The organism is Rhabdonatronobacter sediminivivens, from assembly GCF_013415485.1.
In the GTDB taxonomy this organism is placed as follows: domain Bacteria; phylum Pseudomonadota; class Alphaproteobacteria; order Rhodobacterales; family Rhodobacteraceae; genus Rhabdonatronobacter; species Rhabdonatronobacter sediminivivens.
In genome coordinates, this window is sequence record NZ_JACBXS010000044.1 from 1 (window position 1) to 23,760 (window position 23,760).

Sequence of the window (23,760 nt, forward strand, 5' to 3'; positions counted from 1 at the left end):
AAAGTGTTCCTCTCCGCCGTCGCGCTCGCCGCAACCGTCCTCTTCTGGCTTTGAATATCAATGAGTCTGGAGCCTAGAATCTTTCCCCTTTCGATTTGTGGTAGCGGAAACCAAGGCGACATTTACAACTGCGCCTGAAATAGTTTCAAATGCCCCCGAGCCGAGGGCCCCTACAAAATCGAGACAGTTATTCTCAATTATGTTCCGTCTCAAACCTTCGAAGCGCTTTAGATAAAGCCAGTTTTGTGGTGTTACTAGGCAGACTGTAGAGCCTTTGGCGGACATCCTGATCATCCGCTGAATCATCACGGTCGCCAAATCAGCCTTCGATAGCTCATACCGTCTACTTAGGTAATCAACGATTTTTGGATGCTGATTGTTTCTCCCAAGAAAAGGTACGTTTGTTGCTTGGAGAGTGTAAGACCGTCGCAACATCAATGCCGCATCAGCCATGCCCCTCGCGGAGAAAGCTCCTTCAGAAATTTCAGGTTCTGCGCGCCGTGCTCTTTCAATAATTGGGTTCAGAAATATTTCAATTTTCTTGAGCTTCTCAGACTCGAACAGATCGCCGCCCGATGGCTCAATTAGGCTTCCCAAGAATGGTGCCCGGGCGAAAAGGTCGTGAAGGGCCGCCAGCGCATATTCCAGCTCAGGTTTGCCATCTGCCAGCGCGATGAACTCCCGCTTGGGCAGTGGTGGTGGGGCACCAACCCACGCAATCTGAGGCAAAGGAAGAGACTGCCATTTGCCAATTCGCCAAGCGGTCAACGCGACCGCAAATGCCGCGATCTGCACGCATCGTCCGTCGATCTCCAACCCATGAAGGTTATCGCGCAATACTGCTGCAACCGCCTCGGGCGGTGACAGATGTTCTTCGGCCTGCCGCAGCGCCGCGAGGATCGCCAGCGCTTCGGTCAAGAAGTGCCCGGACCCGCAACAGGGATCGAGCATGGTAATTACCTTGGCCTCCTTCGGCCAGCCAGGGAAGGTGCCCGCTGCGGGTCGCCAGGGCCCATCCTCGCCCTCGCGCACGAAGCGCAGCATGTCGAAGCCGTAATCGGGCAGCGAACAGGCCGTACGGAGCGCATCCTCGTCCGCGGCGGTCTGCGCCAGTGTGGGATCTGCCGCCAGTACTTTACCGGCCCACCAGGCCCCGAGCGTGTTATGCAGCAGGAAGCGCACCATGTATGGCTCTGTGAACAGCTGCGTGACTGCCGGTAGCTCATCCGCCCCGATCTTCACGCCCGACTTGTTGACCGCATCCTTCTCGGCCGCGCGCCAAAACTGATAGGTCCAGCCCAGGCTGTCCTCGGCTTGGAAGACCTCAGCATCGAGCCCTGTGACGAGGCGGTGCAATTTCTGCGTATGGACCGGGTCGAGCTCGATCGCCAGGACCGGATCGTCGATGCGGAAGACCGCGGGCAACATCGACGCGGCATAACGTTCGGCGATCACCCACGGATCAGTCAGGCCCTCGGCTTCGGCGAGCTCCCGGCAGTCCTCCAGCGAGACCGGCACGTCATATTCCGGATTCCGCAGCAGCCCGCGCTCCGCCAGGAATCGCGCGAAAAGCATGCGGTGCCAATGCGCGTAGGCCGCCGCTTCAACCAGGTGCTTGGTTTCCTGCGTCTCGTCCGACTTTTTGAATGCGTCGCCCAGCGCACGGGCATGCGCGCGCAGGCGGCGGCGCAATTCCTTCTCAGGATCGTTCAGGTAGGAGGGCACTTTGCCGGCCGCGACGCCGAGGCGCTGGATGGCATCGCCCGCGCCTTCCTCGGCGATAATGCGCGCGTCCTTGACTGTCTTCTCGAGGGTCCGGCGCAGAGCGGTGGGGAGATAGCGGTTCGTCATGCGTCACACCTTCGGAATCACGGGGCCATCGCCCAACGACTTGGCGATCCGGTCGCGGACCTTTGCGAGCCAGTCGTCCAGCTCCGCCTCGCTCTTCAGCAGCGCGCCCGGCAGGTTCACGGCGCGCGCCTTGGGCTCCAGCAACGCGGCGGCGGCGGCCAGCGCATCCTCGATGCGCGCCGGCAGCGCCTTCACCATGTTCTCCCATTCCGACAGGCCGCGCTTCGATAGCGCCTCGGCAATCGCCTGCGGCGTGTCCACCGATGGCTTTTCCACCATCAGCAGCCCGCATTCCTGACGGATGCTGTGCTTCTGTTCTGGGGACAGCTTCGCCCAGGTCGGATCGTCGGCAAGCCGCTGCTCGCCTTTTTGCCACGCCGACTCCCAGGCCGCATGAGCGGCGTTCAGCTTCACCCGCAACGTGTCCGCCGCAGCAGAGATCAAGGGCGGCGCCGGATCGGGGTCGGCGAGCAACCGCCGGCCGTCCCGCAGATCGTCAAGATCGCCCTGTTGTTCCGTGGCGCCCAGGGCGACCAGACGTTCCGCCAACCGCCAGTTTGGCAGCCGGTCGCTGATCTTCTGGGCGGCCGCCTTCCATGCCTTCAGCTTGTCGCGCAATGTCGCCGCGTCCGCCGCCAGCGCGGCAAGCAGGTCATTGCCCGAGAGGCTCTTGTAGGAGGCGATGTTGGGCACTGTTTCCGGCTCTGGCGCAGGCGGCTCGCCACCGGACTGCCTGGCCGCCGTCTCGAGGCGTTCGAGAAGCGCCGTCAGAACCAGATGTTCCTGGTTATTCTCGAAGGCGATGCCCGCGTCGGTCAACAGGCCGCGCACCGGCATGCGTTGTGCGATGGTGATGATCGTCGTCTCGCCGCGGAAGGTGCAGGTGCCGAGCTTCTGGCGGGGGAGATCGGGAAGCGAAGCGGGCTTTCCATCGTCGCCCGTGACGCGGACCAACCCGGCATTGGCGAGCACGATAAGCGCGCCATCGACGGTATCTTGCGACCAACCATAGGGCGGACTGGTGAACTTCGAGCGTAGGTCCGAACCTTTCCGGCCCGGGCCGAGCTCGGCGAGCAGCGCCTTGCACACGGCATGGTTCTCCGGAGCCCCGGCATGGTCGACCGCTTTCATGGCGTCCGGGTCTTTACGCATCGCCCGGTCGCGCACTTTGTCCCAACCCGGGTGGTCGCCATCGGCGAACTGCGGGTAAAGGCGAGCAAGTGCGTTCGTCGCTCCTTCCTTCACAGCCTCGGCTGGCGCACCGGCAATCAGTTTACCGCCCGCCTGGTAGACACGGGCCTGCGCCACGGCCTCCCGAACAATCTCCTTGGCCGCGGCCTGCGCCTTGTTGGCGCGGGATTGCATGGCGGACTGGGCCTCGCGCCCGGCGTCTGTCTGCGGCACCCCACGAACTTGCAAGACATGCTCGGCGGCGCGCCAGGTCGTGAGCGCTGTGGTCAATTCGTTATCGCGCGTTGGATGGCGCGGGATGAGCAGATGGACGGAAGGGTCTGATGTCGATGCCGCCGCAATGTCCTTCTCTACCGCTGCTAGGTCTTCGTTCCAGCCACTTCTCAGGCGCAATGGAATGCCGTCTGCCGGAGCCTTGTCCTCAGGACGCAGTCGGTGGATGCGCCGTTGTTGACGGCTGGAGCCGTGTGTCACACTGGCGGCGCCTGCCAAGGCGGTCTCGATCCCCTCGTCGAGCAGCTCACGTCTTGAGCGGGTGAGCCCCGACTGATCGGCCAGGATGGCCTTCTCTTCGCTTCGATAGGCGGATTCCCATTCGGCGCTCTCCTTCGTCTGCAAGCGCCATTCACCGCCAACCTCGATCACTGCACCGTCGGCCTGAAGCTCCTGCAACAACTCGGGCACCTTACGGCGCAGCTCGTCCTCGCCTGCAAGATCGACAATCAGGAGGTCGGCAATGGTCTCTGCCTTTGCACGGACACCGTGATGGTCTGCCTCCGGCGCGATGCGGCCGAGCATGTAGACCAGCATGAGAATGCGCGCTTTCAGCTTATCCTTTTCAGGTCCGCCGCGCAGGGCTTCAATACGATTCCGCGTTTCTCCCGGCAGAAGCCCGGCGTTGTATGCCTCGGTGGAGAACCGCCCATAGAGGAAATCGACCGGCACCGCATGACCCAGCGGCTTGTCACCATAGGTGCGCGCCGCATCCAGCGTGGTGCGAAGTTGTCCCCGTAGGGTGCCGCCAAGTCCTGTGCGGTCCAGTTCGCGCAGGATGCGCTCCCAGACCCGACGGCGGGAGGGTAGCAGCGGCCAGTCGAGCACAGCTTCGTCGTCATCCTGCACCGTATGCGCCAGACGGCTGCCATGCAGGTGTCGACTGATCTCACCCGCGTTCGTGCTCAACATGCCGCGAATGGGCTTTTCCGCGCCCGTCTTTTTTCGCAGGACGGTCTTGCGGATAACTGCATCGACGTCCGCTTCTCCGAGCGCGATCTGCACAGGGAACCGGTCGAGAAGCTTTTGTAGGTCCTGCACGTCACTTAGCGCCTGTTGACCGGTGGCGACCAACAGCACGCGACCGTCAAACCGTCCCGCAAGTCGTTCAGCGATCGTTTGAATCTTCAGCGTCAGGCCCGGGTCTTGCCGGATGAATTGCTGCACTTCGTCGAGCACGATCAGGGTCAGGGGCAACTCGGTTCGACCCAGCATGAGCGCTCGCCGAACCATCGTCTCGAGGAGATCTACGGTCACCGCTGGAGGCTCGGGGAACTGTGAACGGAGCAGCCCGCTCAGGTCCTTGGGTGAGCCCGCCAAGTCTGGCTTGGCTTTCAACACTGCGGCGCCGAACCGGGGAGAGAGAATGAAGTTTCGGATGTCGGTGTCGAAGGTGCTGCCCAGCGCCTCGCGTACGCTGTCCAGGATGCCGAGATCGGCCAGCCAGAACGCGACCAGAGCCGCGCGGAGATCGCTCGGCAATCCGACTGCACGAAGCACAATCCCAAGGGTTGCTTCGGCTGGATCGGAGGGGCCTGTACCAAGGGTATCGCCGGCCGCCACAACGCCGTCCGCTCGCTTCGCCGCGATGCGCAGCTCTTTTAGCGGCGCGGCCACTTCCGGCGGCAGATGATGGATTAGCCCTTACGCCCTCGCGCCATCAGAAAACTCAAGATTGGTCCACAAGGCTGCGAGCATGCTCGCAAGGTGGGACTTTCCGGAGCCGTAGAAACCGGAAATCCAGACGGCTGGAGCGCTGCCGCCTCGGCCAACGGAGCCAAGAAATGCTTCAAGAATGCGGGCAAGCCCGTTGGCATAAGCGCCATCACAAACGAAGGTGGTGAGCTCCCCCCGCAGCGTTTCCAGAGCTTCCGAAGTGGGTGGAAATGAGATCTTGGCAACGCCTTGATTGGCCAGTCTGTACTCGGCCGGATCGGTGTGGAAAGTTTCGCGGTTGAGCATGGCACCGCCCCTCACAATGCGTTGTCAGTAGGAATCGGGATGGCGTGGTAGTTCCAGCCGTCCCGCGCGTCGAGCAGACGGTACACGCCAGCGGAATGCTTTCCGGGAAATCCGACGAGAAGTCGCCCAGGGATGGAATCCGCGACGCGACTGATCAGGGTCGAGACCCGCGCTACACCAAACAGCGCACCACAGCCGTCCACTGCGAGGATGTCGTTCGCAGTACAGGAGCGAAGGGCATCCTTAATCTCATTGACGAGACTGTCCTCAATTTCGGGCAAGAGCCCTCGCAGCTCGGCCGGCTGCTCGACCAACGCATCGAAAAACTCGTGCTGCCCGATCCAGGATCCGAACCACCTGGAGAGGGAGACCTGTCGCCAACCGTGCCCGGCCTTGAGGGTCGCATGCTCGAACTCCGCAAGACGGCCTGTGAAACGTCGTTGGAGCGACTTGTCGTACCAGACGATCCACACTCGACCCGCCGGAGGGACATCTCCTGCCCATGGAAGCCGGACTTGCCTGCTGTATGCGGAGAGGATGTCGTCAAACGTGTTCAAGTTCGGGCACCCCTAGACTGGCTGCCATAGGCTGACGGACTGATATTTCGGTCACATCGCCTGCTGATCGCACACGAGCTAGCCCGATGGCTTCGGCCCTCCGCAACGCGTCGAGCGCTTGCGCGGGTGTGAGGTCCAGTACAGCCATCCAGCCTGAGCTGAGGATCGAAGGTCCGCCAAAACCCGAGGCCGTTGCAATGAGTGCCGCGAATGCGACAGTCGGCGGAGTGGGTGTCACTCGCTGCCTGATTTTTTTGAACGCACCTTTCAGATGTCCGCTCTGTGTCCACGATGAAGCACAGTTCTGTGAAAGAGATCGAAGCATCTTTTCACTGAAGCGTTCAGGATAAGCCGCAAGAAATGCCTCTGCGAACAATGGCCATTGCAGGCTTTGGCCCACAGAACCCGCAATGACGACAGGAGCTGTTTCTCGCAGCAGCGGATCCCGTGCCAGAGCAACTAGCAATGCCTGTAAACGGTGGCCCTGAATGTCGCTTTCCCAGATCTTCAAGAGCGCCTTCGTCAAAGGCGGCTGATCGCTGAGGCCATAGAGCGAGACTATGTGCCTAAAAGTCAGTCGCCGAGTATTGCTGGTTGCCTTGCCGATTGCGTTATCGTCTATTGCGGCTGATCTGAATTCTTCCGGTGTCGAAGCGCCCGTCGCAAGCAGGGCTTCAAGCTCACAGAACATCATGGTCTTAGACTGATGCGCTCCTCCCCCGGAAAGCTTCATGCCGAACGAGGCATGCCCAGCGACTTCAGCTCGTGCCCCATACCAAAGCGTAGCCTTGAGTCCTGCTTGGGTGAAGCATCCGCCGCTGCTCGCCATATCAGTCGTTCTTCGAAGTGCGAGCATGCAAAGTATCTTCCCCCTTGTTGTCGGCCGATTGGGCTCGCTCGATAAATTGCCTCACCGCCTGGCGAATTAGCCAAGAAAGCGACACGTCTCTCGCGACTGCGAGATCAGCTAAGGCACCATAGTCCTGTTCTTCGAGACTGACCGTCAGCCGCGTGGACTTGCGTGGGCGATCAGACATCGCATCCTCCAGCCGCGGAGCTTCCGTAGATTATTCCGTACTCCATCACTTTGCAACAGAGTGATGCACATTTCATCATCGATGCACGTGACGGAACGTCTCGCCAAAGTTGCGCGCGCGACGGCACGGTGCCTAGCTGCACACGGCGACCGTGGCGCTCTGTGCGGTCCACTCCATCGGAAACGGCTCCAACACCCGCGCCAGCGTCAACTCCGGCCCCTGCTTCCCGTTCAGAATCGCCTCGACGATGTCGGGCGCGAGCAGGGTCAGGCGCAGGACGCGGGTCATGTAGGACGGCGCGATGCCCTCTCGCTCGGCTAGTTCGGCGATGGTTGCGTACTCGCCCGAGTCCAGCATGCGATTCCAGCGGAACGCGCGCGCCAGCGCCTTGACCAGCGTGTTATCCGTTCGACGCGGCGGCGCGACGCCCACCGGCAGCTGCATCTCCTTCCGCCCACCGCGCTTTACGACGCGGAACGGCACGTGGAGCGTCACCGTCTCGGGGCTCGGTGCCACGCGCGTCATGCCGCCACTCCGCTGGCGCGCATCTCGTGGGCCAACCCGCCAAGCCCGTCGATCCGGAGCTTCACACTGAGGCCGTCGGTGCCAACGTCGACCCGCTCGACCAGCAGCGCGACGATGCGGGCCTGCTCGGCGGGGAAAAGTTCGTCCCACAGCGGGTCGAGCTGCTGAAGCGCTGTCCGTGCGTCGGCCTCGGTGATCTCCTCGTCCTGCGCCCGAGCCACTCTCAACGTGCCCGCCACGATCTCCGGCTGGCGAAAGACGGCGCGGAGCTGGTCTATGACGGCGCCCTCGATCTCGCCGGCGGGCACGCGACCCACCGGGCAGGATCCGGCGCCATGCTTCAACACGGTCTGGCTGACATAGTAGCGATAGAGCCTGTCGCCCTTCCGTGTGTGCGTCGGGGAGAACGCGGCGCCGTCCGGACCAAACAGCAATCCCTTCAGCAGCGCTGGCGTCTCGGCGCGGGTGCGCGCGGCGCGCTTGCGCGGGCTTTCCTGCAGGATGGCGTGGACGCGGTCCCACGTCTCGCGGTCGATGATGGCGTCGTGCTCGCCGGGATAGCTCTCGCCCTTGTGGACCGCCTCGCCGAGGTAGGCGCGGTTGTTCAGCATCCGATACAGGTACTTCTTGTCGGTCCGGTTGCCGCGCGGCGTGCGGATGCCGCGCTTCGCGACCTCGCGTGCCAGTTCTGTGCCTGAGCCGATCTCGAGGAAGCGGGCGAAGATCCAGCGAACGTGCTCGGCGTGCTCGTCGTCGATAACCAGCTTCCGGTTCTCGACTCGGTAGCCGAAGGGTGGCACCCCGCCCATCCACATGCCTTTCTTCCGACTGGCGGCGACCTTGTCGCGGATGCGCTCGGCGGTGACCTCACGCTCGAACTGCGCAAAGGAGAGCAGGATGTTCAGGGTCAACCGCCCCATCGACGTGGTCGTGTTGAACGACTGCGTCACCGAGACGAACGTCACCCCGTTGCGATCGAACACCTCGACCAGCTTGGCGAAGTCGGCGAGCGAGCGGCTGAGGCGGTCGATCTTGTAGACCACCACCACATCGACCAACCCGTCCTCGATGTCCTCCAGCAACCGCTTCAGGCCGGGCCGTTCCAGCGTGCCGCCCGAGATGCCGCCGTCGTCATACTGATCGCGGACCAGCACCCAGCCTTCGGAGCGCTGGCTGGCGATGAACGCCTCGCAGGCCTCACGCTGGGCGTGCAGCGAGTTGAACTCCTGCTCCAACCCTTCCTCGGAGGACTTGCGGGTGTAGATCGCGCAGCGCTGCTTGCGGAGGATCGGCTTGTTCATGTCCGCGCCCTCCGCGATTTCAAGCCAAAGAACACCCAGCCGTTCCAACGTGTGCCGGTGATCGCGCGCGCGATGGCGGACAGCGACTTGTAGGGCCGCCCCTGCCAATCGAAGCCGTCCGCGGTGACCGTGACGACGTGCTCGACGCCCTGCCATTCGCGGATCAGTCGCGTGCCTGCGATGGGCATGAGATCAGCGCGGATCCCGCTCTTCTTCCGGTCACCGCCGTCGAGCTCCTCACCCAACCGTTCCAGCCGCCGGATTGTCTCGGGCTTCAGCCCGCCATAGGCGAGTTCCTGGATGCGATAGGCCAATCGGCTCTCCAGGTAGCGGCGGTTGAAGGGTGGCGGCTCGCTGTCGAACAAATCGCGCCACTGCGCCTTCAGCTCCGGCGTCGTGGCAGATTTCAGCGCGGCCAGGCGCGCGGGGATGGGATCGGGCTTCGTCATGCGTTTCTCCGGTGAGTTGGAGTTGCATGACGGCATGCGCTCGCCGGAGAGTGTAGGCGAATTTCTCCCATGTCGTCAGAATGTTCGCCGCGCTCGCGTAGCAGCAGACGAACCAGCCCGAGCGCCAGCAGGGTGCACAGCTCAGTGCGGCGCTCGGCGGGGGTCATCTGGTCAGGGTGCAGCGGATTGGGGCGTTTCATGCTTTGCGGTTCCGTAGAGGCTCCCCCTTCCTCTACTCACGAAGCTCACAAACCGTCCCACGGCGCCGGGAACCCGCGAGGCGCCGGATCGGGACTCGACTCACGGTTGATCATTCGTGTAGAACATAAATGGAACATGATTGCGTTCGAGAGGTGTGTCCTTGGCTTCCGACATCAAGAAATTCATCAATCCAAAATTCATCCGCACGATCGATCTGGGGCTCATGAAGGATCTCTTCGCACGGCATTTCGGCGAAGACGACCTGCCCGTGACATTCGACGGTGACCTCGCCGAGATCAGGGAGGCGCTGAAACAGTATTTCGATGCACCGGTTACCGAATGGTCGGAGGGCGTGATTGCCGATCTGCACCGCGTCGCCGAACTCGGCACCGGCGAGGGCATGCAGATCATCCTCAACGAGGCCCGCCGGCAGGGCGTCGTCCTCTATCCGGATCCCGAACCGGACGACGAAGACCAGTCCACGTCCAAGCGGGAGGCCAAGCATGTCGCCCTGCACACTTACCTTCACCACCACGGGGTTTTCGAGGCGGCGGCGGACTTTCAGGCGCTCCGAGCCCCGACCGCGATGGCGGAGTTTCGTGGCCCGGAGCGCGATGTCCAGGCCGATCTGACCGAGGACGCGACGGCCCGGTTCAGGGCAGAGATGGTGCAGCTTCTCGAGCAGGACCTGCGCGGGCAGTACTGCCGCCTGGGGTCATACGCAGATGACGAGGAAATCAATCTTGCCGTGAGCCATGGCACGCCGATAGTCACCACGCCCGTGCTGGTCGGGGACCAGGAACAGATCATCCCGCTCCAGGAAGTGAAATACGCCGTGCTGAGATACACGCCCGTCGAGGGGCTGCTGCGGATCGGCGGCGTTGCGAAGGCCCGGCAGGCCGATGTCGCCGAACTCTTCGCCAAACACGTCCTCGACCGCTCCGGCTTCTTCTCCGGCAAGGATGCCCGCGATCTCTACACGCTCGACCCGATCAGCGAGGCCGGGCCCGATTTCGCCTTCGATCACGCATTCGATGAGCGGATTCTCGAGGTCCGGATCGTCGCTGCCGCCGCCGATCTCTTCGAACGCGACGAGGAAGAACAGAAATGGCGCCACGTCCGCAGCTGGGTGTCGCGGGATGCCTCCGGCGCCGCACTGCAACACTTCCGCGGCAGCGAGGTGCGCTTCGGGCGTGGATGGCGGCTGGGCGAGATCACCTGCCGCGTGTTCTTCCGGACCGAGACGAAGCGCCCCGCACAGGTGACGGCGCGCCTGAAACCACCGGGAACGCTGGCGTTCCGCCGCACCCGGTTCGAGAAGGCGGTCCACGCCCTCTTCGCGCGCAACGGGCTGGAGAAGGACCGCGATGCTGGCATGGTTGTGGACACGGCTGAGTGACGGCGGCCCGCAGGTCTCGCTTTCGGGCCGAGCGCTGAGGCGGTTTCCCGAGGGCGAGATTGACCGCCTGCTGCGGGCGCGGGTCCTGATCGAGCGTCGCAAGGCCGACAACTGGCCCGTCTGCGCCCATTGCGACTGCGGGCTGGATGCTCGCCCGGTCCGGCTTGTCGGACAGGAGCTGCGCGCCTGCTGCCCGGACGACCCCGCCGAGGACGTCATCCTCGAGGATGGCGATCTCACGCGCTTCGGCATCGACGCCGGGCGGCTCGCCGCACGGATCGCCGCGAGCGGCGGTCTCGCCGGGTCCGTCTCGACTGTCGTGGACGGTGTCTGGATGCTCGGGAATTCGCCATCTGGCGTCGCCGTCTTTCTTTGCAGCGATCTTGATCCACTCGACTCCCCTGGCACGGTCCTGGCGATCAGGGCGGCGGCCGATGGCGCAGCATCGGTCCTGATCGGTCGTGAATTCGGCGCTCAGCTGGTTCTGCACCTCAGGGCGGGCGGTTTGTCGACCCTGGAGCTCGGCGAGGCTCTGGACCCGGAATCGGATCGTTTGCGCACGGACCGGCTTGGCAAGGTCGCAAAGTCTGCTTCTCCCGGCCCGGAAACGGTGCCGGAACCGCGCCTGCAGATTTCCCGCGGACGTCGTACTCTGCGTTTCGACGGACACGATGTGGTTCTGTCGATGGTCGGTTTCGATGCCTTTGTCGGCGCGGCCCAGAAGGTCGTCGCGGGCGACGTCCTGCTAACCTACCAGGAGCTCCATTCCATAACCAACAGGTCCGGTCACCGGGACGTGTTGAAAGAGATCCGGGATCAGCTCGAACAACACGGGATCGCACGACAGGACGCCTTCGGGCTCGTCAAGACGAAACACGGCCGCGGCGTGACGATCGGCCTGTCACCCGACGACATCGACATCCGCGACTGACGCGATCCACGTTTCGCCCACGATTTTCCCGCGCCATTCCCACCAATAAGGGCCGGCAGATCGGCAGTCTCGAAGCATCAGAAACGATGTTCCGAGGCTTCCACCGATGTATACCCCGCTTTCCCCCTCCGACCTTGCAACGCTGATCGACGAAGCCGACCGCGCGGCGCGACGTCTGCACCGCAAGCTGGCGCTGCCCGCGGCCGATCTCGACGATCTCCGCCAGGACCTTCTGATCGACGTGATCTGCCGGCTACCGGGCTTCGACAAGCGCCGCGGCACTATAGGCGCTTTCGCGGGCATCGTCCTGCGCAACCGGTCCTCGCGCATCGCGATCCAGCACCATCGGCAACGCCGGGCGCGAGGCGGCACGGTGCTGTCGCTCGACGCGCCCGTCGCCGGCAGCGGCGAGCCGCTGGGCTGCCTGCTGGCGGAGACGGACGGGTTGGCCGCCTGGCATGGCCAGGACCGCGACACGCAAGCCGACATTCAGACCCGCGAGGCCGTGCAGTCAGCACTGGCGCGGTTGCCCGAGGCCGACCGCCGGTTCTGCTGCGCCCTCGCTCACCGCTCCGTGACGGCGCTTGCCGCCGAGGGCTTCGGCAGCCGGTCTTCGCTCTACCGGCGCCTCGCCGATCTCCGCCACGTCCTCACCGCCTACGGGCTCGGGCCCTGCTGGGACGATCTCGCCGCGGCGTGAGTAGAGGCGAAAGGAGGAGATCATGTTCATGGGCAAAACCCCTTTCATCACCGTCCGCGCCAGCCGTCCGCTGAGCGAGATCGAGTTCTGCGCCTGGGTTGCGCAGGCCGCGCCCGGCGACCGGCTGGAATATCACCGCGGGTATCTCGTGCTGGACACCTATCCGCTGTTCAGCGCGCTCGACGACAAGGCGCGCGGCGAACTCGCCAGACTGGCCGCACGCGCCTTCTGGGCCGCCGAACAGGGCCTCGTCCACCTCGTGCAGGCGCGCGTTGGCCCCGACCGCTTCGCCTACATCGCCGTCGCCCGCCCCAAGCCGAAGGCCGCAGCCGTCTCGCTATCGGCGCTTCTGCTCGACGCGCAGGCCGCGTGAGCGTGCCGCGCCTGACCCCTCCCAAGGAGATGTCCCCATGCCCCATCCCGAGAACACGCCCGACATCGAGGCGCTGATCAACCTGCCCGCGGCCGAGTTGGCCGATCTGCCGGTGGAGATGCTTGCAGCGTTGCAGGGCGAGCTGAACCATGCCGCACGCCTGCTGAAGGCCGCAACCGCCCGCTTCAACGCAGCCCTCGAGCTCCGCTACGCCACCCGCGCCGCCGAAGCGCGGCGGGCCTGCGGCAAGGACACGGGCACGGTGCGGCTAGCCGATGGCGATTACACCGTGGTGGCCGACCTGCCCAAGCGGGTGGAGTGGGACCAGGCGCAGCTGGCGCAGATCGCGGCCAAGATCGCCGACAGCGGCGAGGACCCGGCCGAGTTCGTCGACACCGCGCTGAAGGTGTCGGAGCGCAAATACGCCGCGCTCCCCGAGGCCTGGCGCAAGGGTTTCGAGCCCGCGCGCACCGTCAAGGTCGGGACGCTCAAGGTGACGCTGGAGCCGAGCGAGGCCGCGCAATGACGGCCGTGGCCCACATCCCCGGCCCTGCGCCTGACCTCCCCGGGCTGATCAACCGCGCCGCAACGATGCTGGCCGGCGCCAAGACAGCGGCCGAGGTGCTGGAGGCGCGCGAGGTCGCAGGCCTCGCCTACGACACCGCAAAGCGCGCGGCGCGGCTGAGCCGGGCCAAATCCGCCCATGATGACCTGATCGCCGCCGCTCACCGCGCGCAGGCCGATGCGCTGGAAATCGAGGCTGCAGCCAAGCGGCGGCTTGCCGACGAATACGATGCCGCGCAGGCGCGGGGTGAGGTGGCAAAACGCGGTTGGGAGAGTGGTGTTGATAAACACAACATCACTACGTCTGCCGAGCTGGGCTTGCGCCGCGACCAGATCCATGAAGCGCGCCGCCTACGTGACGCCGAAGCTGCCGAACCGGGTCTCGTGCGCCGCACCCTCGATGCAAAACTGGAGCGCGGTGAAGAACCAACCCGTTCCGCGGTCCGTCGCGCCGCAGAGGATCGCCTGCAACGCTCGCTCGAGCGGCTGCAGCGTGTCCAGGAAAGCGTCCAGCGCCTCGAGGAAACCCGCCCACCGCCGCTGACCCCTGAGCAGCGAGCCCGCCAGATCGCGGTGTTCGGGACGCAGGAGGATCGCGCAATTCATGAGCGCCTCGTCGAGATCGTCGAACGTATCGATGAACAGCCCAGCCCGGCGGAGGCGGTCCGCCGCATTCCGCCCGCCTCGCGCCACGCCGTCGAAATCGCGCCAATGCGGCGTGCAGCGGCCTGGCTCACCGACTTCACCACCCTTTACGAACAGGAGGTCCAGAATGGGACAGATGCGTCTGAATGACGTCGTGGCCGAGATCGTCGGCGCGGTGATCGCGGGTCGCGCAATCAACAAGCGGCAGGCGGCAGTCAATCGCTGGGACGATATCGATGCCGACGGCCAGTATCTCGCCGGGATCGACGGCGTCGTGGCCCGGATCGATCAGCGCGCGCGCAGCCTCAGGCTCAAGGCGGAGCGCGCGCCCACGCCCGAACAGCCGCCGCTGCCGTTCCAGCTGCCCGCGGCGGTGGCCATGGATCTCGAGGGCACGACGCTGGTGTCGACCCGCCAGCTGTCGCGCGCCGAGTTCGAACGCGCCATCGAAATTCGGCGCCTGCAGATCGCGAACGATCAACATGCGCTGCGCGAATGGCGCAACGCGCTGCGCCAGGCGGATCAGTTCTGGGCGACACACCCGGACTGGAGCTTCGGCGACTGCCTCGATGCCATCCTGGCAAAGGGCAGTTGCGTCCCCGTAAGCGGCGAGGTGCTGGAATGAGGCTCCGCATCCTTTCCGCTGACGAGCGCCTGCAGGAGGCGCAGGGCAAGACCACCATGGCGCTGTTCGGCCCAAGCGGCGCGGGCAAGACCACGCTCCTGAAGACGCTGCCGACCGAGGAGACCGTCTGCCTCGACCTCGAGGCCGGGCTGAAATCGGTGCAGGACTGGCGCGGTGACAGCCTGCCGATCCGCCGCTTTGCCGATGCTGTGGACATCGCCTGCCTGATCGGCGGCGCCAACCCGGCCGCTCAGCCCGACGAGCATTTCTCGGAAGCGCACCATGCGCATCTTCGGGCGCAGCATCCCGAGTTGGCCGCGCGGCTCGACGCCAAGCGCATCGTGTTCGTCGACAGCATCACCGACCTGACGCGGCAAGCGATGGCCTGGGCCAAGACCCGGCCCGAGGCGCTGTCCGAACGCACCGGCAAACCGGACACGCGCGGTGCCTACGGGCTTCTGGCGCGCGAAGTCATCGGGCTCCTGAAGCACCTCCAGCATGCGCCGGGGCGCACGGTCATCTTCGTCGGCATCCTGGAGAAGGTCGTCGACGACATGAACCGCGTGAGCTGGCAGCCGCAGATGGAGGGCGGCAAGGCCGCGCGCGAACTGCCCGGCATCGTGGACCAGGTCCTGACGCTCAGCCTGTTCCGGCAGGACACCGACCAGGATGGCGCGGTCAGCTGGCAGCACGACGCGGAGAAGGGCCATGCCCGCCGCCTTGTCTGCCAGTCCGGCAATCCGTGGGGGCTGCCTGCGAAGGACCGCAGCGGAAAGCTCGCCCTCACCGAGCCCGCCGATCTCGGCGCACTCCTCACCAAGATCAACCAGACCCTGAAAGGATAAGCGAGATGACCTTCGACATGAACGACGTGGCGCCGCAGCAGTCCGGCGACCTGATCCCCGACGGCACCTTCGCCAAGGTGATGATGTCCATCCGCAAGGGCGGCACGGACGGGGCGAGCGAGGTGGATCGCGGGCTCCTGAAGCCCTCGAACCAGCCCGGAAGTGACGTGCGGATGGTTGATGCGGAGTTCACCGTGGCCGAAGGGCCCTTTGCCCGGCGCAAGTTCTGGCAGAATTTTACTGTGCAGGGCGGCAAGCTCGACGAGCAAGGCCAGTCGATCGGCTGGAAGATCTCCAGGAGCCAGTTCCGCGCCATGATCGACAGCGCGCTCGGGCTGAACCCCGAGGACATGAGCGAGGGCGCCAAGGCCAAGCGCGTGCTGCGCGGGCTCGCCGATCTCGACGGGATCACCTTCGTGGCCAAGATCCAGGTCGAGCCGAACCGCAACCCCGCCTACAAGGATGCCAACAAGCTCGACCATGTGGTCCTGCCCACGGCGCCGGAATGGCAAAAGGTGATGGCAGGCGAGAGCGTCCCGGCGCAGCCGTCGCAGCGTCAGCGGTCAGCTGCCGTGGCGCCTGTACCAGCAGCACCCGCATGGGGCCAGTCGCAGCCTGCCGCCGCCGCAACTGCGCCTGCCTGGTCAGCGCCTGCCGCCCAGCCCGCGGCCCAACCTGCCGCCGAGCCCGCCGCGCCGAAGCCCGCGGGCGGCCCCGCCTGGCTCAACCCGTGAGCCCTGACGAATGGCAGGCGCATGTCACCACGGAGGCCGCCCTCGCGATGGGGCGCTGGCTCGAGGCGCGGGGGCGGCTCGATCGCCCCATCGCCAGCCTCTCGCGAAAGGATCTCGAATGCATGGCCTTGAACGCCATCAGCCGCTTCATCGTGCTGGCGGCAGAGCGGCGGACACAAGCGCCCGATCCGGCCGAACGCGATGCGCTCGAGCTTCTGCTCATGGGGTGAGCCGTGCCGATCTCGGCCGGCGTGTGCCCTGCGCCGTCTGTGGCTTTGAGGCACGCGGCTTTGGCTACTGCCACCAGCTGCGCCGGGATCGCCACCCCTATTACCGATTTTGCTCCATGCGCTGCCTCACTGTGGGCAGCGCCAATGCCCAGAGGAATTTTGGAATGATCGACAAGAGTGACATGGAAATGCGCGCGATCCGCGAGGCGCGGCGCGAACTGGCCGCAGCGCTGACAGAGATGGGCCTGATGGCGCCCTTCTTCGACCGCCCGGCTGCGGACATCGACCGCGTGATCGAGGCCTGCATCGACGGGTTTCAGGCCTCCATGCAGCGCCAGTCCGATGCCGGCGACTGCCCATTTTAAGCCGGAGGCCAGTATGCTCGACCTCAACCACAAGTCCGGCTTTGTCTATGGCCGCGACGCCTCGGAGCCCGAACCGCTCGGCGCAAGGATCAACGCCCGCATCGACGCCGCGCTTGTCGCTGAACGCGACAGGCAGCGCCCGCGCGACTATCTTGGCGCAAGCCGGATCGGCGAGCCCTGCGCGCGCCGCCTTGTCTATGAATTCCACAAGACACCCGTCGATCCTGGCAAGGAGTTTGCAGGGCTGACATTGCGCATTTTTGAGGCCGGTCATGTCTTCGAGGACCTGGCGATCCGCTGGCTGCGCGCAGCGGGGTTTGATCTGCGCACCCAGACGCGCGAGGGCGGCCAGTTCGGTTTCGAGGCTGCGGGCGGGCGTATCTGCGGCCATGTGGATGGCGTCATCGTTGGCGGTCCCGACCTTGCAATCCACTGGCCTGTCCTCTGGGAACACAAGGCGCTGAAAGCCTCAAGCTGGAATGACACCGTCAAGAAAGGCGTGCGGCACTCAAAGCCCGTCTATTTCGCGCAGATGCAGATTTACATGGCCTACATGGCGCTCGATGCCGCGCTGTTCACCGCATTGAACAAGGACACCTGCGAGCTTTACCACGAGCTGGTGCCGTTCGATGTCTCTGCGGCACAGGAACTCTCGGACAAGGCCGTCCAGGTGCTGCGCGCGGCAGATGCAGGCGATCTGCTGCCCCGCGGTGCAGCGCATGCCGATTTCTATCTCTGCCGGTTCTGCCCCTACAGCGCGCGCTGCTGGTCGGAGGGTCAGCCATGAGCATTACCGTCACCGCGGCGCAAGCAAAGGCCATTTCCATCATTCGAGACTGGTATCTCAACCACCGCAATGAGCAGCAGATCCTGCGCGTGTTCGGCTATGCCGGAACCGGAAAGACCACGATCACCAACCTCGCCATGCACGCGCTTGGCCTCGAGCCCATGACGCCAGGGGGCTTGGGTGGCGTGCTCTTCGCCGCCTTCACCGGCAAGGCCGTCTATGTGATGACCCGCAAGGGCACGCCAGCGCAGACCATCCACAGCCTGATCTACCGGCTGTCCGAGGCATCGCCCGAGGAAATCGCGCGCGTGAGCGATGAGCTGGCCGCGCTGGAACGGGATCTGCCGCGGATGGGTGTTGTCGAGCGCGGGTTTGCCGAAGCGCAGATTGTGCAACTCAAGTTGCGCCTCGACCACATTCACGAGCCGCAATTCGTGCTGAACCCGCAATCCGACCTCCGAGATGCCGATCTGCTGGTGCTCGATGAGGTGTCGATGGTGGGCAAGAAGATGGCAGACGACCTTCTGGCTTTCGGCAAGCCGATCCTGGTGCTGGGGGATCCGGGGCAATTGCCGCCTGTCAATGATGAGGGGTTCTTCGTCAAAGGCGAGCCGGACGTCATGCTGACGGAAATCCACCGTCAGGCGGCGGACAGCCCGATCCTGCGTCTGGCCACCATGGCACGCGAGGGCCAGCCCATCCCCTTCGGCGCCTTTGACGATAATGTGTGGAAGATGTCGCGCCATGACGTGACGCCCGCGCAGCTCTTGCATGGGGGCCAGGTGATATGCGGCACCAATGCCACGCGGCGCCGGCTGAACATGGCGATGAAACGGGCCGCCGGCTTTGCCGCGGACTACCCCACGGGCGCAGGCGAAAAGATCATCTGCCTGCGCAATCGCCACGACCTCGGGCTGATCAACGGCATGTTCCTGACGCTCAGCGCCGTGCAGCCGCACCCGCATAATCCGCGCGCCTTCCGTGCCGAGATCGAGACCGAGGATGGCGCGGCAATCGGGGGTGCACAGGATTTCTGGCGCGGCGAATACGATGATCACCTTCTCTTCGACCCGAACCGTAATCGCAACGAATGGTCCGGGCGCCGTGGTCTGATCGAGACCAGCTGGGGCTATGCCATCACCTGCCACAAGGCGCAGGGCAGCCAGTACCCCACGGTCATCGTTGTGGATGATGGGTTCGGCCATTCCGCCGAGGCACGCAATCAGTGGCTCTACACCGCCATCACCCGGGCCGAGCACGGCTTGCTGATCCTGTCATGACATTCGAATCGAAGAAGGAGCAGACCATGGGCAATCGATCGCGCGATCCGCGTTCACTGGCGCAGAAGGACGCAGAGCGCAGGGCATACGCCGAAGCCTCCGGCAAGAGCGTCGAGGAAATTCGGGCGATCGAAGACGCTTTGCGCGAGGTTCCGCGAGAGTATCTCATCGAGCAGCTCTACGGTCCGGATCACGGTGCTTTCTACGATGCGGGTGAGGATCTCTGGATCGTTCCGGATCCGAAGCATCGGGGTCCGGGCTTCGGATTCATCGCCATTCGCAGCGATCGCAGCTGGTTCGGTGGTGTCGTTCCGCCGGGGGCCTTCCAATGAGTGCCGTTGTCATCGATCTCAACGAAGTAGCCCCGGCCCATGCCCAGCCTGCGCGCTACGATCTGGACCTGATTGTTCAGCGCCTGCGAGAAACCGCCGAGATCTGGGTGCCACGGCTGTTTCCGAACGGCAAGCGCGTCGGCGATGACTGGCGCCTTGCCAATATCCGCGGGGACGCGCCGCGCAACACCGGCTCCTGTGTCATCGCCCTGCGCGGCCCGCACGCCGGTGACTGGATCGATTTCGATGGCAATGAAGGCGGCGGACCGGTCAGCACGATCGAGGAAGCCACCGGGCTTTCAGGGCGTGATCTGATCGTCGAGGCCGCAGCCATGGCGGGCGTTCTGCCTGGCGCGCCTGCGCGTCAGATGCCCGCTGCGCAGCCAGCCGTGAAACGCGACCCAACCCAGGATATCGCGCATATCCTCTCGCGCGCCGTACCGATCGCGGACACGCCCGCCGCGACATATCTCGTCGGCCGAGCACTGGCTGTGCCCGATAAGCCCGATCTGCTGTTTCATCCCGATCTGACCTATTGGGAGACCAGGACAGGCTATCCGGCGCTGCTGGGGCAAGTGCGGGATCGCAGCGGCGAGGTAATCGGGCTGCACCGCACCTACCTGGTTCAGGACGCAAACGAGGTGCGCAAGGCGCCGGTTGCCAAACCCAAGATGATGCTGGGCCGTGTTGCGGGGGGCGCGGTGCGTCTCGCCCCGATCGCCCCGGACGGGCGGGTGGCGCTCTGCGAGGGGATCGAGACGGGCCTCGCCGTGATGACCGCCTGTCCCGATCTCCCGGTCTGGGCCACGCTCTCCACCTCTGGCATGGAACAACTCGACTTGCCGCCTGCGGCGCAGCGCGTGCTGATCCTTGCTGATCATGACACATCTGGGGCCGGGCTGCGCGCCGCGGAAGCAACCGCACGGCGGCTGCGCGCGCAGGGTCGCGATGTGGCGATCACTATCCCGCCAGAGGAAGGCGAGGACTTCAACGACATGCTTTTGCGCGCCGGTGCAACAGCCGTCGCGACCCTGATCGCCGATGCGCAGGCCATCACCGAGGCCGATGCCGTTCTGCAGATCGGCCAGCACCGTCCGCTCAACTACCAGGGGTCCGGGGGGGACATTCCGACCTTGCGCGCCGATGAAGGCGATCTGGGCCGCGCGGTGGCGCAGGTCTGGAGTGTGGTCATGGCCTCGAACCGCACGCCATGGGTGTTCCGCTTCGCGGGTCAGCCCACATGGGTCGTGCCCGATGACGAGGGCCGCCCGGTGGCCACCATGCTCAACGAGGAACGCCTGCGCCACATGCTGGCGCGCCTCGCCCGCTGGGTGCGCGAGAACGCCAAGGGCGAGCTGCTGCCCGCGCCGCCACCGGTCGCCACGGTCAAATCCGTGCTCGCCACGCCCGATCCGGCGCTGCCGGTGCTCACGGGCATCGTGAACACGCCGGTGTTTGGTCGCAATGGTACGCTGATCACGGCGCCGGGCTATCATCCCGACGCGCGGCTACTCTATGTGCCCGCCCCAGGCTTCACCGTGCCAGAGATCCCGAAGCGCCCCAGCGCGGCGGAGGTTGACGCGGCGCGCGCGCTGATCTGCGAGGATCTGCTGGGCGACTTCCCCTTCACCGGCGAGGCCGAGCGCGCGCATGTCGTGGCGCTCCTGCTGCTGGGCTTCCTGCGCGGGATGATCGACGGGCCCACACCGCTGCATCTCATCGAAAAACCCACACCCGGCACGGGCGCCACGCTGATGGTCGATGCTGTGGCCACGATCCTCACGGGCACCGGTGCCAGTGTCATGACCGAGGGGCGCGACGACGAGGAATGGCGCAAGCGCGTCACCGCCAAGCTGCGCCAGATCCCTTCCATCATCCTGATCGATAACTTGCGTGCCAAGCTCGACAGTTCGGCCGTTGCTGCCGCGCTGACAGCGCCCTTCTGGGAGGACCGTGTGCTCGGACAGTCCGAGATGACCCGGCTACCGATCCGCTGCCTGTGGATTGCGACCGGTAACAACCCCGAGTTCTCCAACGAGATGGCCCGCCGCCTGGTGCGCATTCGGCTCGATGCCAATGTCGAGCGCCCCTGGCAACGCGCAGGCTTCCGCCATCCCGACCTCATGGTCTGGGTGCGCGCCAACCGCGCGCGCATCGTCGCCGCCTGCCTGACGCTGTGCCAGGCCTGGATTGCCGCGGGCAAACCGCGCGGCACCCGGACCGTCGGCTCCTACGAGAACTGGGCGCAGGTCATCGGTGGCGTGCTCGAGACAGCTGGCATCCCGGGGTTTCTCGGCAACCTTGAAGAGATGATGGAAGCCTCCGACAGCGAGGGCGCTGGCTGGAGCGCCTTTATCGCCGCGTGGTGGGACAGGTTCGGGACGGCCTCTGTGCTCTCGGCAGACCTCTTTGATGTCGCACTGCTCTGTGATCCGCAGCCGCCTCTCGCTGGTGCAACCGATCGCGCCCAGAAAACATCATTCGGAAAAGCGATTTCGCGGATGCGGGACCGCATTTTCCGGGTCGGGTCAGTAAATGTCCGGGTCAGAAAAGACGGGATCGAGCACAAGGCCACGCGGTGGAAGCTGGAGCTGTCTGGCGAGAAGAACCGCACCGCAGACGCTGATCAACCTGAGGTTGGGGAACATCAGCCGTCCGAGGGGAACATCGAAAACGGATGTTCCCCCGCTCAACGCATTGAAAACATTGGTCGAGGGGAACGTGGGGAACATGGGGAACATTTTTCCGCCCCCTTACACGCGCGCGCACGCGCACGCGCACGCGCACACGAAAAGGATGACCCCGGAAAACGTTCCCCATGTTCCCCACGTTCCCCAAGCGATTTGAAATCAGAGGGTTACGAGGGGGAACATCGGGGGGAACATCAAAATCAATGTTCCCCATGTTCCCCGAAGCCCGACTGGCTGCGCGAACTCGACCCATGAGTCGCGCGCGCCACCAACCGATCCATCCGACGACGGCGGCCGGTACCGCCAAGCATCAACCGCCGTCGTCTTCCACCCGAGCAGCCAACCAGAAGAGGAGACCACTCATGGCTGAACCGACTCTCGCCAGCGCCGATCTCGGCGCAACCCCGAAAATGCCACTGCCACCCCTCGAGCCGCCGCGCACCATCCTTGCCTTGGATCTCGGCACCACCACCGGCTGGGCCCTGCGCAGCTACGACGGCCTGATCACCAGCGGCACCGTCAGCTTCAGGCCTGGTCGCTTTGACGGTGGCGGCATGCGCTACCTGCGCTTCACCAACTGGCTGACCGAAATTGACCGGCTGTCCGGCCCAATTGCTTCCATCTGGTTCGAAGAGGTGCGCCGCCACGCAGGGACCGATGCAAGCCATGTCTACGGCGGTCTGATGGCCACGCTGACAGCATGGGCCGAACTACGGGGCATCCCCTACGAGGGGGTACCCGTGGGGACCATCAAGCGCCACGCGACTGGAAAGGAAAATGCGAACAAGGATGCGATGATCGCAGCCGCACGTTCCCGTGGGTTCAGCCCGGCTGACGACAACGAGGCCGATGCCATCGCGCTCCTGCTCTGGGCCATCGAGACCAATGGGGGTGTAGCATGAGGTATTTTCCGAAAGGCTACGGCGGCGAGCGCCGCGATCCCGACCAGGTCAAACGCGACGGTTGGCACGATCAGCAGATGCTCGCGGTCTCGCTGCACGATCACCGGCTGACATGGCCAGAACGCGAGCTGGTTCGCCAGCTTGGTGAGAAACTTTACGGCAAGCTTCCAGCGGTTCGGGAGGTGCGCAATGGCTGACTGGACCATGGCGCGGGTGCAGGACCGGCTCGAGCTTGCAGCCGATGTGATGAAATCCTTGCCCGCAGTGCGACCGCAGGGGTTCTTCAACGCCTGGCCTGAATACTTCCACAGCTTCGCCGATCAGGTGGGCCAGGAGCCCCGCATGCGCAAACCCCTGCCGTCACCGCGCATGATCACCGAAGCCGACGCGGCCATGCTCTGGTTGCGCTGGGTCGAGAAGGACATCGCGCAGATCCTCTGGGCGCGCGCGAACCGCAGCCCATGGAAGAAGATCAGCTGGGAGCATGGCATCAGCCGGGCGGCCGCGAACCGTCGTCACGAGTATGGGCTGGCGGTGATTGTCTGGCGGCTGAACGGCAAGACGGTGCCTCGCAAACGCTCACGGCGTTTCGTCGTCGAAAACGCGGATCGGCTGTCAAGGAAAATTGTCATGTGAGGGAATTTTCGGAGAGACACCGACAAGGGTTTTGCCAATCGGCTCCGAGGGCTAAAACTCCGACAAGCTCGCACGAGGTGTGGGGGACGAGGCAACACATGAGGACTGGATTCCGGGGTCCACCCGGAGTCCAGATCGGGGTCCAGAAGGGGAAAGATGGGACGAGAGCAGCGACAGTTCGAAACCGGGCAAACGCCCACCGCTTGACCGGAAAAACTCTCTCCGCCTACCGCTAAGCCGTTGTTTTTACGGTTCCTTTCTGTGCACTTCGTATGCTGGGGGGCGCAGCGCGCAATTTCGCTAGTGTTCGTCACCTGACGCAAGATTCCCAACGGCTGCAGGGTGTGTCATACCTTGGGCATGAGACGCTCCGAC

At 64.6% G+C, this 23,760-nt stretch carries 27 protein-coding genes; 18 read left to right on the forward strand and 9 right to left on the reverse strand.

The window, feature by feature from the left end; all coding sequences use genetic code 11:
• Positions 1-57: 57 nt before the first annotated feature.
• The 9 genes from HUK65_RS15570 to HUK65_RS15610 form a co-directional block, all read right to left on the reverse strand.
• A complete protein-coding gene (locus tag HUK65_RS15570) occupies positions 58-1,851 on the reverse strand; it encodes an Eco57I restriction-modification methylase domain-containing protein (RefSeq protein WP_179907196.1) in 1,794 nt (597 codons plus the stop codon).
• Between the two features lie 3 nt (positions 1,852-1,854).
• The gene (gene brxC / locus HUK65_RS15575; protein WP_179907197.1) at positions 1,855-4,932 is read right to left on the reverse strand and encodes a BREX system P-loop protein BrxC; all 3,078 of its coding nucleotides are present in this window, start codon (positions 4,930-4,932) and stop codon (positions 1,855-1,857) included.
• Between the two features lie 27 nt (positions 4,933-4,959).
• Positions 4,960-5,277, reverse strand: a complete 318-nt coding sequence (locus tag HUK65_RS15580; RefSeq protein ID WP_179907198.1) for a hypothetical protein — start codon at positions 5,275-5,277, stop codon at positions 4,960-4,962.
• Between the two features lie 11 nt (positions 5,278-5,288).
• Complete coding sequence (locus HUK65_RS15585) at positions 5,289-5,834, reverse strand: DUF1788 domain-containing protein (protein ID WP_179907199.1); 546 nt, start codon at positions 5,832-5,834, stop codon at positions 5,289-5,291.
• Positions 5,821-6,690: a hypothetical protein gene (locus HUK65_RS15590; RefSeq protein ID WP_179907200.1), complete on the reverse strand. Its 870-nt coding sequence runs from the start codon at positions 6,688-6,690 to the stop codon at positions 5,821-5,823. The genes HUK65_RS15585 and HUK65_RS15590 overlap by 14 nt, the downstream gene beginning before the upstream one ends.
• Positions 6,665-6,871: a ribbon-helix-helix domain-containing protein gene (locus tag HUK65_RS19185; protein ID WP_179907201.1), complete on the reverse strand. Its 207-nt coding sequence runs from the start codon at positions 6,869-6,871 to the stop codon at positions 6,665-6,667. The genes HUK65_RS15590 and HUK65_RS19185 overlap by 26 nt, the downstream gene beginning before the upstream one ends.
• 132 nt (positions 6,872-7,003) lie before the next feature.
• A complete protein-coding gene (locus HUK65_RS15600) occupies positions 7,004-7,396 on the reverse strand; it encodes a hypothetical protein (protein WP_179907202.1) in 393 nt (130 codons plus the stop codon).
• Positions 7,393-8,697, reverse strand: coding sequence for a recombinase family protein (locus HUK65_RS15605; protein ID WP_179907203.1), 1,305 nt, complete (start codon positions 8,695-8,697; stop codon positions 7,393-7,395). The genes HUK65_RS15600 and HUK65_RS15605 overlap by 4 nt, the downstream gene beginning before the upstream one ends.
• Positions 8,694-9,146, reverse strand: a complete 453-nt coding sequence (locus HUK65_RS15610) for a DUF2924 domain-containing protein (protein ID WP_179907204.1) — start codon at positions 9,144-9,146, stop codon at positions 8,694-8,696. Before HUK65_RS15610 ends, HUK65_RS15605 begins: the two co-directional genes overlap by 4 nt.
• Positions 9,147-9,507: 361 nt before the next feature.
• On the opposite strand from HUK65_RS15610, the gene HUK65_RS15615 reads away from it, so the two are divergent.
• From HUK65_RS15615 to HUK65_RS15700, 18 genes are all read left to right on the forward strand, one after another.
• Positions 9,508-10,746, forward strand: a complete 1,239-nt coding sequence (locus tag HUK65_RS15615; RefSeq protein ID WP_179907205.1) for a hypothetical protein — start codon at positions 9,508-9,510, stop codon at positions 10,744-10,746.
• Positions 10,715-11,677: a hypothetical protein gene (locus HUK65_RS15620; protein ID WP_179907206.1), complete on the forward strand. Its 963-nt coding sequence runs from the start codon at positions 10,715-10,717 to the stop codon at positions 11,675-11,677. The genes HUK65_RS15615 and HUK65_RS15620 overlap by 32 nt, the downstream gene beginning before the upstream one ends.
• Before the next feature lie 106 nt (positions 11,678-11,783).
• Positions 11,784-12,377: a hypothetical protein gene (locus HUK65_RS15625; protein WP_179907207.1), complete on the forward strand. Its 594-nt coding sequence runs from the start codon at positions 11,784-11,786 to the stop codon at positions 12,375-12,377.
• A gap of 22 nt (positions 12,378-12,399) precedes the next feature.
• Positions 12,400-12,750, forward strand: a complete 351-nt coding sequence (locus HUK65_RS15630; RefSeq protein WP_179907208.1) for a hypothetical protein — start codon at positions 12,400-12,402, stop codon at positions 12,748-12,750.
• Positions 12,751-12,787: 37 nt separating this feature from the next.
• Positions 12,788-13,276 (forward strand): hypothetical protein, encoded by a 489-nt coding sequence (locus HUK65_RS15635; protein ID WP_179907209.1) that lies wholly within the window; start codon positions 12,788-12,790, stop codon positions 13,274-13,276.
• Positions 13,273-14,109 (forward strand): hypothetical protein, encoded by an 837-nt coding sequence (locus HUK65_RS15640; RefSeq protein ID WP_179907210.1) that lies wholly within the window; start codon positions 13,273-13,275, stop codon positions 14,107-14,109. Before HUK65_RS15635 ends, HUK65_RS15640 begins: the two co-directional genes overlap by 4 nt.
• Complete coding sequence (locus HUK65_RS15645; RefSeq protein WP_179907211.1) at positions 14,087-14,584, forward strand: hypothetical protein; 498 nt, start codon at positions 14,087-14,089, stop codon at positions 14,582-14,584. The genes HUK65_RS15640 and HUK65_RS15645 overlap by 23 nt, the downstream gene beginning before the upstream one ends.
• Positions 14,581-15,429 (forward strand): ATP-binding protein, encoded by an 849-nt coding sequence (locus HUK65_RS15650; protein ID WP_179907212.1) that lies wholly within the window; start codon positions 14,581-14,583, stop codon positions 15,427-15,429. The genes HUK65_RS15645 and HUK65_RS15650 overlap by 4 nt, the downstream gene beginning before the upstream one ends.
• A 5-nt stretch (positions 15,430-15,434) precedes the next feature.
• On the forward strand, positions 15,435-16,163 hold the full coding sequence (locus HUK65_RS15655) for a hypothetical protein (RefSeq protein WP_179907213.1): 729 nt from the start codon (positions 15,435-15,437) through the stop codon (positions 16,161-16,163).
• A complete protein-coding gene (locus HUK65_RS15660) occupies positions 16,160-16,393 on the forward strand; it encodes a hypothetical protein (protein WP_179907214.1) in 234 nt (77 codons plus the stop codon). Before HUK65_RS15655 ends, HUK65_RS15660 begins: the two co-directional genes overlap by 4 nt.
• Positions 16,394-16,557: 164 nt before the next feature.
• Positions 16,558-16,758: a DUF6511 domain-containing protein gene (locus HUK65_RS15665; protein ID WP_235442194.1), complete on the forward strand. Its 201-nt coding sequence runs from the start codon at positions 16,558-16,560 to the stop codon at positions 16,756-16,758.
• 13 nt (positions 16,759-16,771) lie between these two features.
• Positions 16,772-17,545: a hypothetical protein gene (locus HUK65_RS15670; RefSeq protein ID WP_179907215.1), complete on the forward strand. Its 774-nt coding sequence runs from the start codon at positions 16,772-16,774 to the stop codon at positions 17,543-17,545.
• Positions 17,542-18,825, forward strand: coding sequence for an ATP-dependent DNA helicase (locus HUK65_RS15675; protein WP_179907216.1), 1,284 nt, complete (start codon positions 17,542-17,544; stop codon positions 18,823-18,825). The genes HUK65_RS15670 and HUK65_RS15675 overlap by 4 nt, the downstream gene beginning before the upstream one ends.
• Positions 18,822-19,157: a hypothetical protein gene (locus HUK65_RS15680; protein ID WP_179907217.1), complete on the forward strand. Its 336-nt coding sequence runs from the start codon at positions 18,822-18,824 to the stop codon at positions 19,155-19,157. The genes HUK65_RS15675 and HUK65_RS15680 overlap by 4 nt, the downstream gene beginning before the upstream one ends.
• Positions 19,154-22,102 (forward strand): DUF7146 domain-containing protein, encoded by a 2,949-nt coding sequence (locus HUK65_RS15685; protein ID WP_179907218.1) that lies wholly within the window; start codon positions 19,154-19,156, stop codon positions 22,100-22,102. The genes HUK65_RS15680 and HUK65_RS15685 overlap by 4 nt, the downstream gene beginning before the upstream one ends.
• Positions 22,103-22,209: 107 nt before the next feature.
• On the forward strand, positions 22,210-22,749 hold the full coding sequence (locus HUK65_RS15690) for a crossover junction endodeoxyribonuclease RuvC (RefSeq protein WP_235442195.1): 540 nt from the start codon (positions 22,210-22,212) through the stop codon (positions 22,747-22,749).
• On the forward strand, positions 22,746-22,946 hold the full coding sequence (locus tag HUK65_RS15695) for a hypothetical protein (protein WP_179907219.1): 201 nt from the start codon (positions 22,746-22,748) through the stop codon (positions 22,944-22,946). The genes HUK65_RS15690 and HUK65_RS15695 overlap by 4 nt, the downstream gene beginning before the upstream one ends.
• Positions 22,939-23,385 (forward strand): DUF6362 family protein, encoded by a 447-nt coding sequence (locus tag HUK65_RS15700; RefSeq protein WP_179907220.1) that lies wholly within the window; start codon positions 22,939-22,941, stop codon positions 23,383-23,385. The genes HUK65_RS15695 and HUK65_RS15700 overlap by 8 nt, the downstream gene beginning before the upstream one ends.
• Positions 23,386-23,760 lie beyond the last annotated feature (375 nt).